Annotated in this window: 16 protein-coding genes and 1 pseudogene; 1 reads left to right on the forward strand and 16 read right to left on the reverse strand. The window is 59.2% G+C overall.

Translation table 11 applies throughout. The features are described 5' to 3' along the window. Positions 1-3: 3 nt before the first annotated feature. From fliP to AACY07_RS19085, 9 genes and pseudogenes are all read right to left on the reverse strand, one after another. Positions 4-747 carry a flagellar type III secretion system pore protein FliP gene (gene fliP / locus AACY07_RS19045; RefSeq protein WP_133076009.1) on the reverse strand — a complete coding sequence of 248 codons (744 nt, stop codon included), beginning with the start codon at positions 745-747 and terminating at the stop codon, positions 4-6. Then, positions 747-1,181: a flagellar biosynthetic protein FliO gene (gene fliO, locus AACY07_RS19050; RefSeq protein ID WP_133076008.1), complete on the reverse strand. Its 435-nt coding sequence runs from the start codon at positions 1,179-1,181 to the stop codon at positions 747-749. The genes fliP and fliO overlap by 1 nt, the downstream gene beginning before the upstream one ends. Beyond that, the gene (gene fliN, locus AACY07_RS19055) at positions 1,182-1,646 is read right to left on the reverse strand and encodes a flagellar motor switch protein FliN (RefSeq protein WP_133076007.1); all 465 of its coding nucleotides are present in this window, start codon (positions 1,644-1,646) and stop codon (positions 1,182-1,184) included. It abuts the gene before it with no gap. Positions 1,647-1,693: 47 nt separating this feature from the next. Beyond that, complete coding sequence (gene fliM, locus AACY07_RS19060; RefSeq protein ID WP_019828822.1) at positions 1,694-2,662, reverse strand: flagellar motor switch protein FliM; 969 nt, start codon at positions 2,660-2,662, stop codon at positions 1,694-1,696. A 9-nt stretch (positions 2,663-2,671) separates the two neighbouring features. Further along, a complete protein-coding gene (fliL, locus tag AACY07_RS19065) occupies positions 2,672-3,163 on the reverse strand; it encodes a flagellar basal body-associated protein FliL (protein WP_339476804.1) in 492 nt (163 codons plus the stop codon). A gap of 244 nt (positions 3,164-3,407) precedes the next feature. Then, positions 3,408-4,610, reverse strand: coding sequence for a flagellar hook-length control protein FliK (locus AACY07_RS19070; RefSeq protein ID WP_339476807.1), 1,203 nt, complete (start codon positions 4,608-4,610; stop codon positions 3,408-3,410). A gap of 76 nt (positions 4,611-4,686) precedes the next feature. Continuing rightward, the gene (locus AACY07_RS19075) at positions 4,687-5,049 is read right to left on the reverse strand and encodes an Hpt domain-containing protein (RefSeq protein WP_339476810.1); all 363 of its coding nucleotides are present in this window, start codon (positions 5,047-5,049) and stop codon (positions 4,687-4,689) included. A 30-nt stretch (positions 5,050-5,079) separates the two neighbouring features. Next, positions 5,080-6,417 (reverse strand): annotated as a pseudogene (locus tag AACY07_RS19080) (ATP-binding SpoIIE family protein phosphatase); the annotation flags it as partial. Between the two features lie 2 nt (positions 6,418-6,419). Then, on the reverse strand, positions 6,420-6,725 hold the full coding sequence (locus AACY07_RS19085) for an STAS domain-containing protein (RefSeq protein WP_339476811.1): 306 nt from the start codon (positions 6,723-6,725) through the stop codon (positions 6,420-6,422). Positions 6,726-6,915: 190 nt separating this feature from the next. Here AACY07_RS19085 and AACY07_RS19090 point away from each other — a divergent pair, with 190 nt between their 5' ends. Then, complete coding sequence (locus AACY07_RS19090; RefSeq protein ID WP_339476813.1) at positions 6,916-9,723, forward strand: RHS repeat-associated core domain-containing protein; 2,808 nt, start codon at positions 6,916-6,918, stop codon at positions 9,721-9,723. 97 nt (positions 9,724-9,820) lie between these two features. Here AACY07_RS19090 and fliJ read toward each other — a convergent pair whose 3' ends face one another. The 7 genes from fliJ to AACY07_RS19125 all read right to left on the reverse strand — a co-directional run bounded on the left by fliJ (position 9,821) and on the right by AACY07_RS19125 (position 17,161). Then, positions 9,821-10,273, reverse strand: coding sequence for a flagellar export protein FliJ (gene fliJ, locus AACY07_RS19095; protein WP_339476814.1), 453 nt, complete (start codon positions 10,271-10,273; stop codon positions 9,821-9,823). 6 nt (positions 10,274-10,279) lie between these two features. Next, a complete protein-coding gene (fliI, locus tag AACY07_RS19100) occupies positions 10,280-11,638 on the reverse strand; it encodes a flagellar protein export ATPase FliI (RefSeq protein ID WP_133076000.1) in 1,359 nt (452 codons plus the stop codon). Then, positions 11,628-12,392, reverse strand: coding sequence for a flagellar assembly protein FliH (gene fliH / locus AACY07_RS19105; RefSeq protein ID WP_339476818.1), 765 nt, complete (start codon positions 12,390-12,392; stop codon positions 11,628-11,630). The genes fliI and fliH overlap by 11 nt, the downstream gene beginning before the upstream one ends. Continuing rightward, positions 12,393-13,415, reverse strand: a complete 1,023-nt coding sequence (gene fliG / locus AACY07_RS19110; protein ID WP_133075998.1) for a flagellar motor switch protein FliG — start codon at positions 13,413-13,415, stop codon at positions 12,393-12,395. After that, positions 13,408-15,195: a flagellar basal-body MS-ring/collar protein FliF gene (gene fliF, locus AACY07_RS19115; RefSeq protein ID WP_133075997.1), complete on the reverse strand. Its 1,788-nt coding sequence runs from the start codon at positions 15,193-15,195 to the stop codon at positions 13,408-13,410. Before fliF ends, fliG begins: the two co-directional genes overlap by 8 nt. Before the next feature lie 15 nt (positions 15,196-15,210). Next, entirely contained in the window at positions 15,211-15,543 is a 333-nt protein-coding gene (gene fliE / locus AACY07_RS19120; protein WP_339476821.1) for a flagellar hook-basal body complex protein FliE, read from the reverse strand. Between the two features lie 244 nt (positions 15,544-15,787). Further along, complete coding sequence (locus tag AACY07_RS19125; protein WP_339476961.1) at positions 15,788-17,161, reverse strand: sigma-54-dependent transcriptional regulator; 1,374 nt, start codon at positions 17,159-17,161, stop codon at positions 15,788-15,790.

The raw sequence follows: 17,161 nt of genomic DNA on the forward strand, positions 1-17,161 counted from the left end.
GACTCACACTCCGCCAAAACTGCTGGCCAGGGTGCCGATAATCAACGCCCAGCCATCCACCAGCACAAACAGCATGATTTTGAACGGCAGCGAAATGATCAACGGCGAGAGCATCATCATGCCCATGGCCATCAGTACACTGGCCACCACGAGGTCGATGATCAAAAACGGGATAAAAATCATGAACCCGATCTGGAACGCGGTTTTCAGTTCCGATGTGACGAACGCGGGCACCAGGATGGTCAGGGGAGCGGCATCCGGAGTGGCGATGTCGGTGCGCTTGGACAGGCGCATAAACAGCTCCAGATCGCTGGTCCGGGTCTGGGCCAGCATGAAGTCCTTGATCGGCACTTCAGCCTTGAGAATCGCATCCTGGGCCGAGAGCTTTTCGGCAAGATAAGGCTGCAGGGCGTCGTTGTTCACCCGGTCGAATACCGGGGCCATGATGAACATCGTCAGAAACAACGCCATGCCCGTGAGGATCTGGTTGGACGGTGTCTGCTGCAGGCCCAGGGCCTGACGCAGGATCGAGAACACGATGATGATCCGCGTAAAGCTGGTCATCAGCATGACGAACGCCGGAATGAAACTCAGCGCGGTCATGATCAGCAGAATTTGCAGACTGACTGAATATTCCTGCTGGCCATTGGCCCCGGTGCCCAGGGTTATCGCCGGAATCGACAGCGGGTCAGCCCCTGACGCCAACGGCGCGACAAGCGCCAACAACAGCGCGACAACTAAACGCATTACGGCTTGTCCTTTTGCTGACCCAGTATTTCCATCAGGCGCTTGGCAAATTCGGGGGTTGCAGGTTGCGCTGTGCCGGGCACTTGCACCGGCTCCTTGAGCACGTGCAGCGGGGTGATACGGCCCGGCGTCAGGCCCAGCAGGATCTGTTCATTGCCGACCTGCACCAGTACCAGCCGATCCCGCGCGCCCAGGGCACGGGTACTGATCAGCTCGATCACCTGCCCCTGACGCGGGCCCGCCTGCTGGACACGGCGCAGCAGCCAGGCCAGGGCAAATATCACCCCCAGCACCAGCAGCAGGCCGAGCACCAATTGCGTCAATTGCCCGCCAATACTGGTGCCCACCACCGGAGCCGCGACAGCCGTGGCCACAGGTTCGGCCGCCAGCACGCTAAAGGGCAAGGCCACTAAACCGCCGAGTAACCGCTTCACTTAACGCAGCTTCTTGATGCGTTCGCTGGGGCTGATCACGTCAGTCAGGCGGATGCCGAACTTTTCGTTGACCACCACCACTTCGCCGTGAGCAATCAGGGTGCCGTTCACCAGCACGTCCAGCGGTTCGCCAGCCAGGCGATCCAGCTCGATCACCGACCCCTGGTTGAGTTGCAGCAGGTTGCGGATATTGATGTCGGTGCTGCCCACTTCCATGGAAATCGACACCGGGATATCCAGAATCACGTCCAGGTTGGGCCCATCCAGCGTCACCGGCTGGTTGTTGCGCGGCATACTGCCGAATTCTTCCATTGCCAGACGGTTGGGGGCCGGTTTGGTGACTGCATCAGCCGCCAGCAAAGCATCGATATCTGCCTGGCCAACATCGCCGGTTTCTTCCAGCGCCGCAGCCCATTCATCAGCCAGCGCCTGGTCTGCAGCAGTTGTATCGTGTTCGTTAGCCATGGGGTGTCCTCGGCGGGCAGTCAATCATTGGATGGGTGTGGAGCGGCTTATCGCCGCCCGATGGGCTCAACCACTTGCAAGGCAAGATTGCCTTTGTGGGAGCCCAGTTTGACCTTGAACGAAGGCACGCCATTGGCGCGCATTACCAATTCATCTTCCAGTTCGATGGGGATCACATCGCCGGGCTGCATGTGCAAGATGTCCCGCAGGCGCAATTGACGGCGGGCCACGGTGGCACTGAGCGGCACGCTGACGTCGAGTACGTCTTCGCGCAGGGCCTTGCTCCAGCGTTCGTCCTGGTCGTCGAGGTCGGACTGGAATCCGGCATCGAGCATTTCGCGCACCGGCTCGATCATCGAGTACGGCATGGTCACGTGCAGGTCGCCGCCACCGCCGTCGAGCTCGATATGGAAAGTGGACACCACAATGGCCTCACTGGGGCCGACGATATTGGCCATGGCCGGGTTAACTTCTGAGTTGATGTACTCGAAATTGACCTCCATGATCGCCTGCCAGGCCTCCTTCAAATCAATGAAGGCCTGCTCCAGCACCATGCGCACCACGCGCAATTCGGTAGGGGTGAATTCCCGGCCTTCGATCTTGGCGTGACGGCCGTCGCCGCCAAAGAAATTGTCCACCAGCTTGAACACCAGTTTGGCGTCGAGGATGAACAGTGCCGTGCCGCGCAACGGCTTGATCTTGACCAGGTTCAGGCTGGTAGGCACGTAAAGCGAGTGCACGTACTCGCCGAACTTCATGACCTGCACCCCGCCCACCGCCACGTCCGCCGAGCGGCGCAGCAGGTTGAACATGCTGATACGGGTATAGCGGGCGAAACGCTCGTTGATCATTTCCAGGGTCGGCATGCGCCCCCGGACAATGCGGTCTTGACTGGTCAGGTCATAGCTTTTGACACTGCCGGGCTCGGCAGCTGTTTCGGCCTGTACCAGACCGTCATCGACGCCATGCAACAGCGCGTCAATCTCATCCTGGGACAGCAGGTCTTGCACGGCCATGTCGTGATCCTACTGCAATACAAAGTTAGTAAAGAGCACCTGGTCGATAACCACTTTGCCGAGTTCTTTCTGTGCTACGTCCTGCACGCTGGCAGTCGTTTTCTGGCGCAGAATTTCCTGGCCCACCGGCGTTGCGAGGTCGTCAAAGGACTGACCGGAAAACAGCATCACCAGGTTGTTGCGAATCACCGGCATATGCACCATGAGCGCCTTCAGATCGGCAGGGTCGCGGGCCTGCAAGGTCACACTCACTTGCATGTAGCGCTGGCGGCCATTGGCGTTGTAATTGACCACGAAGGCCGGGGCCATGGGCTCATAGAGCGCGGCCGGTTTGACGTTGCTGTCCACTTGCGGCACAGGCTCGCTCTTGGGGCTGTGCATGAAATACCAGGTGGCGCCAACGGAAAGACCAATCGCCAGCAGTACAGCCACGACGATCAGGATAATCAGCTTGAGTTTGCCTTTGCCGGCCGGTTCATTTACCGCGTCGCTCGTCGCCATGCCAATAATCCGTCACTATTTGGTTTTCACAGATGCCGGGGTAGGCACAGCAAGTGTTATGCCAGAAGTGGTTGTAGTTGCTGAGGAGCGTAGCGAGGCTGCAATCGGCGGCGCAGCCGTCGCAAAATCGGGTTGCGCGGTGTGTCTGGCTAAACTGGCTCTCATGCTCTACGACGGCTGCGCCGCCGATCGCAGCCTCGCACGGCTCGTCAGCGGCTACACAGGGTTGGTGTGGTTAAGGGCTTTACGCGTAGTAATCCACTGCACTGGAGCCCAGTACTACGCTTGGCGCGACCGCCGCGACGTCCACTGGCTCGTCATCCATGACGCTGTCCAGCCGCTGACCCCCGCTACCGCTGCGGGCCTGTTGCTCCTGGCCCTGCTGCCCTTGCCAGTTGCGCGGCTGGTCGGAGACGTTGACGTCCACCTGCCCCATCCCCTGTTGTGCCAGCATGTCGCGCAAGCGGTGCATCTGGCTGTCCAGCGCTTCGCGCACTCCAGCATGACCACTGACAAAGTTGACCTGCGCCGACTGGTCGGCGGCAATGTTGACCCGAATATCCAGGCGCCCCAGCTCAGCTGGCTCCAGCTGGATGTCGGCAGATTTGAGATTGGCGCTGGACAGGTACATCACCCGATTGACGACCTCTTCAGACCAGCCACCCTGATGCATGGCCAGGGGCTGATTGACCGGCAGCGTGTTCACGGTCTTGGGCACTGCAGCCTGGGTGAGGGCCGCCAGGCGATTGGCGAAGTCATCGACCCGCGTATCGCTGGACGTACTTTTCAGGTCCTTGAGACCGTCATCGAGCAAGCCCTTGAAAGCCTTCTCGCCGCCATCACCGGTCGCTGACTCACCGGTTTTGCCATCGATCAGCATGGCGATGCTGCTGGCCTGCCCCTGAACCGTGGGCGGTGGGGTTTCGTTCGACGGAATTTTGACCGGGCTCTGGCTGCTGGCTGATACATGCCCGCCCTGCTCCATCGCCAGGCGCACGGCTGGCATCGCGTCGAGAGGATCCGCTTCGGGGTCGAAGGTGTCGTCGGCTGCCGGTTGCAGTAGCGACTGAACCTGAGCTTGAGCCACCCCTGGCTGTGCCGCTTGGGCCTGCGCAGCTACCGGCACCTCTGGTGTCTCGGGTACCGCCTCGACAACCGCCGCGGGAGGCGCCGTCACAGGCAGCAGCATGAGTGGATCAACAACGGCCAAGTCACCGCCCGACTGGCCAGCGCTGTCATCCTGATCAGTCATGGCTGCATCCCTGGTCTTGCCGCCAGGCAATGGGTTGCCGCTATCGGCAACGGCTGGTTCCGGTTCAGTCGCGCTGGCATACACCTGGGCAAAGGGTTGACCCTGGGGACTGACAGGTTGCGCAGGGCTGCCCGCCGCTGCTTTTGGCGCAGCGACGGCAGGTGTCTGAAGCAGGGGTTGGGCGGCAACGGGCATTAACGGGTCTCCGCTGTACGGCTGGCATGGGTACAGGTCAGAGAGTCAGAGCAAGGTTCGGGCCAGCTTTGCGCAATCAGCTGATCGCGAAATACGGAGGCCCTGAGCGATGGCGCTCGGCACGGTAAAGTCGCCGAACCATCTGGTATTCATCGTCGATCTTGATCACCAGCTCCTGGATACCGGCCAGTTGCTTCTTTTGCGCACGCTCTTCGAGCAGGCCGCACAAGTGCGCCAAACGAATGGCACCCATGTTGCTGCTGCTGCCTTTAAAGCTGTGGGCAACCAGGGTCAGGTCGTCGGCTTCGCGGGTGTTGTGCAATTGCCCAATGCGCTCTTCGGAGTCAGAGAGGAAGGTGTCGAGCAGGTCCGCAAAACCGCCCTCCATCACGTCTCGCAACGCATCGACCACTTTCGGATCCATATGAATGTCAGACACTTGTTCACTCCTTGATCAAGAATGGCCGGATTATGCCAGACCCCCCCATGAAAACTCTACGGTCGCACTACGACCATCTGGTGCCCAGCGGGCTGCAGGGCACAGTTGACGGACCAAACTCACGCCACGCCCCGACAGACGGTCTGAATCAAGGGGTCTGGACATGACTTTGTCGACATCGAAGCCGGCACCACTGTCTTCAACCTGGATAAACAGCCGCCCGCTCTCCCCGATCGGCTCGACCTGCAACGACACCCGCACAAATCCGCTCTTGAGGGTCGCCAAACGCTCCCTGCGCTGCTGGTAATAATGGGCAAACCCTTCTGTATCGCGCTTGAGCCGAGAGTCGAGGCCCAGCACCCCGTGTTCCAGGGCATTACTGTAAAGCTCGGACAGTACTGCATGGATCACCGGCCCCTGGGCACGCAATCCGTGAACCTCCATCAGCAATTGCAGCAAGAAAGGCAGTGGATTGAACTGCTGCAGGGTTCGCGCCCGAAACTCGAAACGGGACGACCAGTCCCGCGGGCTGCATTGGCCGCTGTCTGAATAGACGATGGCTGGCACCCCCAGAAACTGCGGCAATTGTGAGGTGATATGCACCATGCTCACGTCATCCCGGGCCCGCCCCTGAAAATCGCGCAACGCCTGTTCGACCTCGGCAATCAGTTGCAGCGGATGGCGATTGGCATCCAGCACCCGCTCCAGACGTTCAACCCCGAACAGTTGCTGATCCGGACCACAGGTATCGATCACGCCGTCGGTCAACAAAAACACCTGATCACCGGGCAGCATCGCAAAGACTTGAGTGGCATGGTCAAACACTTCAGCGCGCAACACCCCCAGCGGCAGGTGTTGCGACGTCAATGCCGTACGCTCACCACCGGACTGCAAGTAGCCGTCGGGCATCCCGCCATTCCAGACCTCGACACAACGGCGCTGGGCGCTGACACACAGCAACGTGGCGCAGCAGAACATGTCGACGGGCAGGATGCGCTTAAGCTTGGCGTTCATTTCACGGAGGATTTCGGCCAGGCCATAGCCTTTGGCAGTCATGCTGTAGAACACCTCGGCCAGTGGCATTGCGCCAATGGCCGCAGGAAGACCGTGGCCGGTGAAATCAGCGAGCAGCAGGTGGGTATCCCCAGATGGGGTGTAGGCCGCCAATAACAGATCACCATTGAACAAGGCATAGGGCGATTGCAAGAAGCGGATATTGGGCGCATCCAGACACCCTGAATGCGCCACCCGATCAAACACCGCCTTGGCTACCCGCTGCTCGTTGAGCAGGTAATCGTTGTGCTCGGCGATCAAGTCACGCTGCTGCAGCACGGTTTGCTGCAATCGCCGCAGGCGCTCCATTGAGCGGCTCAATTGATATCGAACAGCTTGTCAAAGTTGGAAATACCGAGAATCTTGCGCACATCCGGGCTGCTGTTGACCACCCGGATATCCGACTCATCGCCACCGGCGTGCTCGCGTAACAGCAACAACATGCCCAGCGCCGAACTGTCGAGGTAGGTCGCGTCTTTCAAATCCACTACCACGCAAGCGGGCCGGGGGTTCAATTCCTCATAGGCACTGCGAAATTCCTGATGTTTGGCAAAGTCGAACCGGCCCTTGATTGCGATTGTCAGCTTGCTGCCATCTTCGGAGACTTCAGATGTCACTGCCATGTGGATGCTCCCGCGTCAGGTATCGAGTCAACTTCGAAACTATAGACGACTGCGAAAAAGGAGTTACGTTCGTCGGACAGAGATTTGCTTTCCCTAAGATTGCGATCTAAAGGTTTTAACTAATACCTCCCCATTGCGTGCGTAGACATACCGGGGATAACCCTTCTGACCGCTAGCTTCTGAGATACCCATGGCCACTCCATCCAGCACTTCGCTTTCCCCTGAACTGCATGTGCATACGCCCACGTTGAGTGTCCTTGGCCCTCACGGGATGATGCTACGTACCGTCAAGTACTGTCGCTCAAAAGCGGGAGAGCAATCCCAGACACGTATTGAACTCAATGAATTCGATGCTGCACAGCGCAATACAGCCCAGTGGGATACACGTCTGTGGGCCAAGGCACAAGCAGGAGAACAGACCGCGCCAAATCTGAAAAACGCTTACGACCTTGGCGCACGGCTACTTGCCAGCGTAAGCGTAGACGCTGGCTGGAAAATTTCTCTGCTGGGTGACGCGGGACAAACGCTTGAGACCTGGGATAGCCAACATAATCGGCACGCGACCCAATACGACTTGCAGCTTCGTCCCGTGGCGCAATTTGAACAGCCGCAAGGGGGCGAAGCATGTTGCGTCGAACGCCTGACCTATGCCCAGGCAAGCCTGGAGGATGCACGCAAAAATCGCTGTGGGGAGCTGATACGACACGATGATCCCGCTGGCAGCCGGTGGAACGAGGTATTTGGGATATCAGGCCAGCCACTCAATGAAAAACGACGTTTTTGCGGATCGCTGGCATCGCCCAACTGGCCTGAGGCTGAAGCCGGTCGAGATGACTTGCTGGAAATCGAGGAAAAGACCTACGTCACTCACTGGCGCTACGATGCCTTGGGCGCAGTGCTGGAACAAACCGATGCTCTCAACCATGTGCAGCGTTTTGAAGTAGATGTTTCAGGCCGGCCATGTGCTTCGTACCTGGATGACGTGGCGTTACTCAAAAGCACCCTTTACAACGCATTTGGCCAGGTTGAATTTCAACAGACCGGAAATGAAGTAGTCACATCGATTATCTATTCGCCAGAAAATTCTCAGCCCCTCAACCTCAAGGCAAGTAAACCTGGGGGCAAGCTGCTGCAGGATTTGCACTTCCAGTACGACCCTGTGGGCAATATCGAGCGCATTGAAGACGTTGCCCAACCGGTGCAGTGGTTTGCTCAGCAGCAGGTAGAGGATGTCAGAACCTATACCTACGACACCTTGTACCAACTGACAAGCGCCACGGGCCGCGAAAACGCCAGTCAGACCATTGGGCAGGGGCTGCCGAATCTGGAGACATTCGGTGCCCAGGACGACAGTCGGTGGCGCAATTACAGCCAAACCTATCACTACGATAGTGGCGGCAATCTGAGCGTGCTCAAGCACGATGCCGGTGCAGGTAATTCCTATAACCGCGAAATGGTCGTGGACGAACACAGTAATCGCAGCCTGTTAAAGGGCAGCTCGCCAATTGATTTTGCCCAGGGCTTTGACGCTAATGGCAATCAAAAGATTTTGTCCCCCGGCCAATCCATTCAATGGAACGCCCGTAATCAATTGCATCAGGTGACTCAGGTGCAGCGTGATGAGCCTGATGGTCGGGATGACGATGTAGAAACTTACATCTATGACGGCGACAAACAGCGGGTACGCAAAGTACGTAGAGCCAAAACCCGAGGTGCAGAGCAGGTGAACGAAGTGCGTTACCTGCCCGGATTGGAGATTCGTACCCGGACCACGGGCGAACAACTGCACGTCGTCATCGCCCAGGCGGGGCGCAGTAATGTGCGCTGGCTGCACTGGGAAAACGAATTACCCAAAAGCGTGACCAACAACCAGTTTCGGTACAGCCTAAGTGATCATCTTGAAAGCAGCGTATTGGAACTGGATCAACACGCTGAACTGATTAGCCAGGAAAGTTATTACCCCTTTGGCGGGACTGCATGGTGGGCGGCCAGGAGTGTTATTGACGCGAAATACAAGACAGCGCGTTATAGCGGCAAGGAACTGGACGCAACTGGGCTGTATTACTACGGGTTCAGATATTACGCGCCATGGCTGCAACGCTGGATCAATCCGGACCCAGCAGGGAATGTGGACGGATTAAATCTGTACTGCATGGTTAAAAACGATCCAACCAACTCCATCGACACGAAAGGAGAGACACGGGAAAGAGCATTGGCAAACTGGGAAAAAATACGAGACAAGTTACGCCGCCGCGACAATCAGGTTCCCGGGGCAGAGTACTTATTTGAGAACGTGCTTGACCCTGCCTCTCAAACCAAAAGCTCCAGACGATATAAAGGTGTCAAATACCTGGACGACAAAGTCCGAAGCAAAGCAGCGGTCACTTTTGAGTACGGATCCATGTATTTTTCGGGCAAGCCAGTGTCAACGTTAAGTAACAATGACACGTGGGTCAGCAGCAATACCTGGCACAAACACATGTGGGGATATGTGTTGGCTTATAACAAAGCAGGGGAGAAAAAAATGTATGTTTTCAAACCTGTCACTGACACCCTCCATCACTCTTCGCCCATGGCAGGCAAGCGCATCATTGATGCGGGCATGATGGTAGTGTCTGAAGGGAAAGTAGCCTATATCGAAAACAAAAGTGGTCACTACAAACCCTTTATGGAACAGAAGCTACATACGCTGGATTTCATTCAATCTCAGGGTGCCAGCCTCGAGGATACATTTATATCCGACCGCAAACCGCGTCAGCCTGGTCAAGCTCAACACGATTTCTTTCAACAGCACTTGTATTCAGCAACACGTTTCTTCGATTTCTTTACAAATCCGGACCCAAAACGAACTGCAACAGGCCCTAGACGCTTGATGGCCACTCAGCGTGACACCCTTGAGCGTGTGACAGCCAGAAGCTGGATGCAGATAGGTCCAAATAGCCCAGCGAAAAATATAAAAACTCATGGCCATGAGCTGACTCGACAGTCCGGGCCGTGAGCTTTTTGCGATAGGGAAACAGGACAGGGGCGGCGCGGACTCATAAACGGCTTTGCCGAACGACCTTATTCCAGGGACTGCTTCTACAGGGTCAATTCTAATAGCTGTCCCTGCGCGGCAATCGCTGGGACAGTTCATCCATCAATTTTTGCTCGCGCTTGTCTTCCAACTGGCGGGCTTCGTCGGCGTAACGCTGAACCAGCTTGCGCAGCCCCTCGACGCGGGCATAGGCCGTCTGCCACGTCTCACGGGCCTTTTCGAGGTTGTTCTGATGCCACACCAGGCTCTGGCGCTGCTGGCCGACGGCGGTTTCCAGCTGGCCAAGAAAGTATTGATAGTTGCGCAGCCATTGGCCCGACACGCCCTGGCTGCCGCGATCAACCCACTGCGCCTGGTATTCGCCACGGAAGTTTTCCAGGTCCCCCAGCTTGCTGTTCGCCAGGTTGACTTGCCCTTGAAAGTGCCCCAATCGCTGGGCCGCCGCCTTCTCGGTCTTTTCGGCCATATCGACCACTGGCGCCAGGCGCACTGCCCTTGAATCACCGGCCATCGTCGATTAACCACCCTCTGCCGGGGCGAAGATGCTGCCCAGATGCCCGCCGCTCTCGGCCAGGCTGATGTTGTCGTTCAGCCCTTGGCGCAGGTACGCCACCATTGCCGGTTGCAAGGCAATGGCGGTATCGGTTTCACGGTCGCCACCCGGCACATAGGCGCCCACACTGATCAGGTCGCGGGCTTGCTGGAAGCGGGACCACAGCTGTTTGAACTGCTGCGCACGACGCATGTGTTCTGGCGTGACCACCGACGGCATGACCCGGCTGATGGACGCTTCAATATCGATGGCCGGGTAATGCCCTTCTTCGGCCAGACGCCGGGACAACACGATATGGCCGTCGAGCACGCCCCGCGCCGAGTCGGCGATGGGGTCCTGCTGGTCATCGCCTTCAGACAGCACGGTATAGAACGCCGTGATCGAACCGCCACCGGCCTCGGCATTACCGGCCCGCTCCACCAGCTTGGGCAGTTTGGCGAACACCGAAGGCGGATAGCCCTTGGTCGCTGGCGGCTCGCCAATAGCCAGGGCGATTTCCCGCTGGGCCTGGGCGAATCGGGTCAGGGAGTCCATCAGCAACAGGACATTCTTGCCCTTGTCGCGAAAATATTCGGCGATTCGCGTGCAGTACATGGCTGCACGCAAACGCATCAACGGCGCGTCATCGGCAGGCGATGCCACGACCACCGAGCGCTTGAGACCTTCGGTGCCGAGGATATGCTCGATAAATTCCTTTACCTCACGACCCCGCTCACCGATCAGGCCAACCACGATAATGTCGGCCTCGGTAAAACGGGTCATCATCCCCAGCAGCACACTCTTGCCCACGCCCGTACCGGCAAACAGGCCCAGACGCTGGCCGCGCCCGACCGTCAATAAACCGTTGATGCTGCGAATGCCCACGTCCAGCGGCACGCTGATCGGGTCACGCTTGAGGGGGTTGATGGCAGGCCCGTCCATCGGCACCCAGTCTTCGGCCTTCATCGGCCCTTTGCCATCCAGTGCACGCCCGGCGCCGTCAAGCACCCGACCGAGCATGCTCATGCCCATCGGCAGGCGGCCATTATCGGCCAGGGGCACCACACGGGCGCCCGGCGCGATCCCGGCGACGCTGCCCACGGGCATCAGGAAGATTTTGCCACCGGAGAAGCCCATCACCTCGGCTTCGACTTCCACCGGGTGAAAGCTGTCGTCGTTGATCACCAGGCAACGGCTGCCCATGGCGGCGCGCAGGCCTTCGGCCTCAAGGGTCAGGCCAACCATGCGCAGCAATCGGCCTTCAACCACCGGCTGCGCGGGCAAAGACACGGCCGGGGCATAGGTGCTCAGGCGCTTGGCAAAGCTGGTGCGCTTAAGGTGCATCGAGGTCGATGTCGATGTCGATGTCAGGCGCCGCCGGATGCAGCGACTGCTCGTGGAGCTGGTCGAGCAACTGGTTCATGGCCTGTTTGATACGGGTTTCGATGCTGGCATCGATGCGGCTGTGCTCGGTTTCAATTCGGCAACCGCCGGGCTGCAGGGTGTCGTCTTCGACAATCCGCCAGTGTTCGTCGTGGCGCTCGCGCAAGGCCTTGATCTGATCGAAATCCTGCGGATTGATGAACAGCCGAATGTTCTCGGCACCCATCGGCAACAGCTTCAAACCCTCGCGCAGCACTTTCTCGATCTGGGTCGAATCGGTTTTGAGCTCTCGCTGGATCACTTGCCGGGTCATGTGCTCGACCAGCCCGACCATGGCTTTTTCAAGTTGCTGGTCCTGCTCGGCAAGCGGCGCCAGCAAGCTGCTCATCAAGCGTTCAAGGCTGGCCACCCTGGCGCTCAGGGCAACCTCGGCTTCCTGGCGAACCTTGAGCTGAGTGCTGTGAAAACCTTCTTTTTCGCCCGTGGCAAAGCCTTCGTTCCAGGCCTCCTGGCGAATGCTTTCGAGTTCTTCGAGGGTCAGTGGCTGGACTTCATCCAGCGGCACTTCTTCGCTTTCCACCGGCAGCTCTTCGACCGGCTCGGGCTCAGGCTCTTCGGGCTCGCGCCAAGGGTCAAAGCTGGGCAGCCCCCACACATCGAAGGCACCCACATCCTTGGCCCGGATCACATCTCCGGGGGAGTCACCGCTGCTCACTTAGATCATCTCTTCGCCGCCCTTCCCGCCGAGAACAATGTCTCCGGCTTCGGCCATACGGCGGGCGATGGTGAGGATTTCTTTCTGCGCAGTTTCAACATCACTGACACGTACCGGACCCTTGGCTTCCAGGTCGTCACGCAACAGTTCGGCCGCGCGCTTGGACATGTTCTTGAAGATTTTTTCCTGCACGTTCTCGTCGGAGCCCTTGAGCGCCAGCACCAGCACGTCCGAGGACACCTCGCGCAGCAACGCCTGGATCCCCCGGTCGTCTACGTCGGCCAGGTTGTTGAACACGAACATCAGGTCTTCGATCTGACCCGAGAGGTCTTCGTCGATATCGCGGATCGAATCCATCAACTGGGATTCCATCGAGCTGTCGAGGAAGTTCATGATGTCGGCCGCTCGCTTGACGCCGCCCAGAGAGGTGCGCGCCGCATTGGAGTTGCCGGAGAACTGTTTTTCGAGGATCTGGTTCAGCTCTTTGAGCGCCGCCGGCTGCACGGTATTGAGCGACGAAACCCGCAGGATGATGTCCAGGCGCGCCTTCTGGTCGAAGTGACCCAGCACTTCACCCGCCTGGTCCGGGTCCAGATACGCCACCACAATGGCCTGGATTTGCGGGTGCTCGAAGCGGATCACGTCGGCCACGGCACGCGGCTCCATCCACTTCAGGCTGTCGAGGCCACTGGTGTTGCCACCCAGCAGGATGCGGTCGATCAGGCCGTTGGCCTTGTCTTCGCCCAGGGCCGAGGTGAGCATTTTGCGGATGTAGCTGTCCGAGCCCACGCCAAGGCTGGTCTGGTCGCCGACGATCTCGACGAACTCGCTCATCACCTGCTCGACCTGCTCACGGTGAACGTTGCGCATTTGCGCCATCGCCACCCCCACCCGCTGGACCTCTTTGGGGCCCATGTGGCGCAGCACCTGGGCCGCGTCGGATTCGCCCAGGGACAGCAGCAAAATGGCGGCCTTGTCGACCCGGGTCAACTTGGCGTTGGCGCCCGCACGGTTATCACTCATCGGCATTGATCCACTCTTTTACTACCTGAGCCACACGGCCCGGATCTTCTGCGACCAGACTTTTGATTGCGTTCAACTGAGCGTCATAGCCTTCGCTCGGGCTTGGCAACATGATGCTCTGCGGACCGCTGAGGCTGACACGGTCGTTGGCCAACTCACGATCGAGTCCGCCCGGGCCGCCCATCTCGGCATCGCTGCCAATGCCTGCCACTTGCTTGTTGCGACCGTTGCCGGTGATGTTGTTGAGCACCGGGCGCAACACACCAAACACCAGCACCAGAATAAACAGCACGCCCAGTACTTGTTTGACCACATCCCAGAACCAGGGCTGCGAATAGAACGGGATGTCGGCGATCACTTCGGCGCGCTCGGTGGAAAACGGCACGTTGATCACACTGACACTGTCGCCACGGCTGGCATCAAAACCCACGGCGTCCTGCACCAGGCGGGTAAAGCGTGCCAGTTGATCGGTACTCCACGGTACCTGGGTGATTTCACCGTTGGCCGGATTGACGCTGATCTTGTCGTCGATCACCACCGCCACCGACAGGCGATTGACCCTGCCCTGCTGCTGCTTGGTGTGGCTGATGGAGCGGTCCAGCTCGAAGTTGCGGGTCGATTGCGAGCGCTTGTCTGCCGGGTACGGTGCCAGCATTGGCTGGCCGGTGCCCGGGTCCATGATTTGCTGACCGTTGGCATCGAGCAAAGGCTGACCCGGCTGGATCATGCCCGCTGCGGCGGCGCCCTGGCCGGTTTGCTGAGGGGCAGTGGCCGGGCTCGGCGGCTGATTGCTCAAGGCACCGGGCACGCCTTGGGGGCCGTTACTGGCGGTGCGCTGCTCGCTGGTCGATTGCTCGCTGCGCAGCGCCGGTTGATCGGGGTTGAACTGCTCGGAGGTGGACTCGACGGCACTGAAATCCACATCGGCCGACACTTCTGCCTTGTAACGGTCATTGCCCAGCACCGGCTGCAGGATGTTGTGCACGCGCTGAGTCAACATGCCTTCCATGCGGCGGCTGTAGTCGAACTGCTTGCCGGCCATGGTCAGTTCGGAGTTTTCACCCTGATCCGAAAGCAGATTGCCTTTTTGGTCGACCACGGTGATCTGGGACTTGCTCAATTCAGGCACGCTGGTGGCGACCAGATTGACGATCGCCAGCACCTGGCCCGGCTCCAGCGAGCGGCCCGCGTAGAGTTCAACCAGGACCGACGCACTGGGCCTGCGCTCATCGCGCACGAACACCGAGCTTTTGGGAATCGCCAGGTGAACCCGTGCACCCTTGACGTTATTGAGGCTGGAAATGGTGCGCGCCAACTCGCCTTCCAGACCACGACGATAACGCGTGGCCTCCATGAACTGGCTGGTGCCCAGGCCCTGGTCCTTGTCGAGGATCTCGAAACCGATATTGCTGTCGGTCGGCGTGACGCCTGCGGCCGCCAGTTTCAGGCGGGCACGGGCAATGTCGTCGGCCTTGACCAGCAAGGCGCCCGAGTTGGGCTCAACGGTGTAGGCAATGTCGGCGGAGGCCAGGGTTTCCATGACCTGCTTGGCATCCATACCGGCCAGGCTGCCATACAGCGGCCGGTAATCAGGTTGCTGGGACCACAACACAACGGCAAAACCAATGGCCACGCTCGCCGCCAGACCGACCATCAGGCCGACCTGACGCAGCATGGTCATATCGGCCAGGTTGTCCAGAAAAGACAGGCCAAACAGCGGCGGCTTGCCGCCGGCTGGACCTGTTTGGGCCGGAACGTTATCCGGGAGTGCATCTGCCATGACTTGATATCGCCCTTAAACCGGCATCTGCATGATGTCTTGGTATGCCTGAACCAGCTTGTTACGGACTTGGGTCAACGCCTGGAAAGAAACACTGGCCTTCTGGGAAGCAATCATCACATCCGTCAGGTCTACGCCGGTCTTGCCGATTTCGAAGGCGTTCGACAACTGGCTCGATGCCTGCTGCGTGTCGCTGACCTTGTTGATCGCATTGCCGAGCATGTCGGAAAAGTTGCTGGCACCGGCTTCGGGAACCGCCTGCACAGCCGATTTTGGCTGAGCCATGGCGTCCATCTGCATGGCCCGCATGTCCAACATCAATCGATTAAATTCAATACCTTGGCTCATGGACAACTGCCTCCGACGACCCGCAATTTTTTGACACTTTCACAGCGCTTACCGAGGTATAGCAACAAGGGTGCCAGCTCTTTGTCGTTTTATAACAATTACCGTTACAAAACGTCGCAGACAAGGATCACACCCACCCCTGTGAGAGCGGGCTTGCCCGCGACGGCATCACCGCGCAACGTCTGATGCACCGCGCCGATCAAATCGCGAGCAAGCCCGCTCCCACACTGGTTTAGTGGCGCTCTCAGGTTGCGGCAAACAGATAAGCCTCAACATCCATCCCCGCATCGCGCATCTGCGCCAGCTTGTAGCGCAAGGTCCGCGGGCTGATGCCCAGGCGCTCGGAAGCCTCCTTGCGTCGCCCCCGCTCGGCTCGCAAGGTGTCGATAATCAGCTGGAATTCACGTCGGCGCAGATCATCACCCAGCGCCCCCGCCGACTCCACAACCTCGACCGGCGAAGCCAGTGGCGGCAAGGGCGCGCAGGCCACAGGCCCCGCCAGGCAAAAATCTGCCGCTTCGATCTGGCCGCCCTGCTGCAAAATCAACGCCCGCTGAATCGCGTTATCCAGTTCGCGCACATTACCGGGCCAGGGGTATGCGCCCAGGCACGCCCGGGCATCCGGCGAAAACCCGACTGCCGTGTGCTTCATTTTGCCGATGTACTTGGCCAGCAGCCGCTCAGCCAACGGCAGGATGTCGGCAGTACGCTCGCGCAGCGGGCTCCAGGCCAGCGGAAACACTGAAAGGCGATAGAACAGATCCTCGCGAAACCGTCCCGCAGCCACTTCACCCGCCAGATCACGGTTGGTGGTGGCGACCACGCGGATATCCAGCACAATCGGCTTGCGCCCGCCTACCCGCTCCACTTCGCGCTCTTGCAGCACCCGCAGCAGTTTTGCCTGCAGGCCCAGGGGCATCTCGGAAATTTCATCGAGCAGCAAGGTGCCGCCATCCGCCTGCTCAAACTTGCCGGCCTGGGCCGCAATGGCGCCGGTAAAGGCGCCTTTCTCATGACCAAACAGAGTGGCTTCGAGCATGTTGTCGGGGATGGCCGCGCAGTTGATCGCCACAAACGGCTGATCAACCCGACGGGAATGCTGGTGGATATAACGCGCCAGCACTTCTTTACCCGTACCCGACTCGCCCGAGATCAGCACCGTCGCATCACTGCGCGCCACCCGCGCCGCCAACTCCAACAGCTGGACACTGGCCGGCTCAACCGCCACCGGGCCTTCAGTGTCCGCCACCCCCAGACTGCCCAGGGCATGACGAGCCACCAGATCGAGCAAGGCCTTGGGTTCAAACGGTTTGACCAGATAGTCCACCGCCCCCTGGCGCATGGCATCCACTGCACGCTCCACGGCGCCATGAGCCGTCATCAGCAACACCGGCAATTGGGGCTGACAGGCGCGCAGGCGAGCGAGCAACTGATGGCCATCCATGCCCGGCATGTTGACGTCACTGACCACCAGGCTGAACGCCTGCGAAGTGACCGCCGCCAGGGCTTCTTCCCCCGAGCTGACCGCCTTAAAGCCGTGACCGGCCAGCAATAGCGTGTCCGCCAGCGCTTCGCGCAACGCGTGATCGTCTTCAACCAACAGCACGTTAATTCGCAT

This window comes from Pseudomonas sp. RL_5y_Pfl2_69 (assembly GCF_963970465.1).
In the GTDB taxonomy this organism is placed as follows: domain Bacteria; phylum Pseudomonadota; class Gammaproteobacteria; order Pseudomonadales; family Pseudomonadaceae; genus Aquipseudomonas.

What these genes read in the sequence shown, in the direction of transcription:
- fliN (WP_133076007.1), bottom strand. Translation starts at nt 1,646, where the DNA reads ATGGCTAACGAACACGATACAACTGCTGCAGACCAGGCGCTGGCTGAT.
- AACY07_RS19085 (WP_339476811.1), bottom strand. Translation starts at nt 6,725, where the DNA reads ATGGCAGTGACATCTGAAGTCTCCGAAGATGGCAGCAAGCTGACAATC.
- fliP (WP_133076009.1), bottom strand. Translation starts at nt 747, where the DNA reads ATGCGTTTAGTTGTCGCGCTGTTGTTGGCGCTTGTCGCGCCGTTGGCG.
- fliL (WP_339476804.1), bottom strand. Translation starts at nt 3,163, where the DNA reads ATGGCGACGAGCGACGCGGTAAATGAACCGGCCGGCAAAGGCAAACTC.
- fliE (WP_339476821.1), bottom strand. Translation starts at nt 15,543, where the DNA reads ATGAGCCAAGGTATTGAATTTAATCGATTGATGTTGGACATGCGGGCC.
- fliG (WP_133075998.1), bottom strand. Translation starts at nt 13,415, where the DNA reads ATGAGTGATAACCGTGCGGGCGCCAACGCCAAGTTGACCCGGGTCGAC.
- fliI (WP_133076000.1), bottom strand. Translation starts at nt 11,638, where the DNA reads ATGCACCTTAAGCGCACCAGCTTTGCCAAGCGCCTGAGCACCTATGCC.
- AACY07_RS19090 (WP_339476813.1), top strand. Translation starts at nt 6,916, where the DNA reads ATGGCCACTCCATCCAGCACTTCGCTTTCCCCTGAACTGCATGTGCAT.
- AACY07_RS19070 (WP_339476807.1), bottom strand. Translation starts at nt 4,610, where the DNA reads ATGCCCGTTGCCGCCCAACCCCTGCTTCAGACACCTGCCGTCGCTGCG.
- fliM (WP_019828822.1), bottom strand. Translation starts at nt 2,662, where the DNA reads ATGGCCGTGCAAGACCTGCTGTCCCAGGATGAGATTGACGCGCTGTTG.
- fliJ (WP_339476814.1), bottom strand. Translation starts at nt 10,273, where the DNA reads ATGGCCGGTGATTCAAGGGCAGTGCGCCTGGCGCCAGTGGTCGATATG.
- AACY07_RS19125 (WP_339476961.1), bottom strand. Translation starts at nt 17,161, where the DNA reads ATGCGAATTAACGTGCTGTTGGTTGAAGACGATCACGCGTTGCGCGAA.
- fliF (WP_133075997.1), bottom strand. Translation starts at nt 15,195, where the DNA reads ATGGCAGATGCACTCCCGGATAACGTTCCGGCCCAAACAGGTCCAGCC.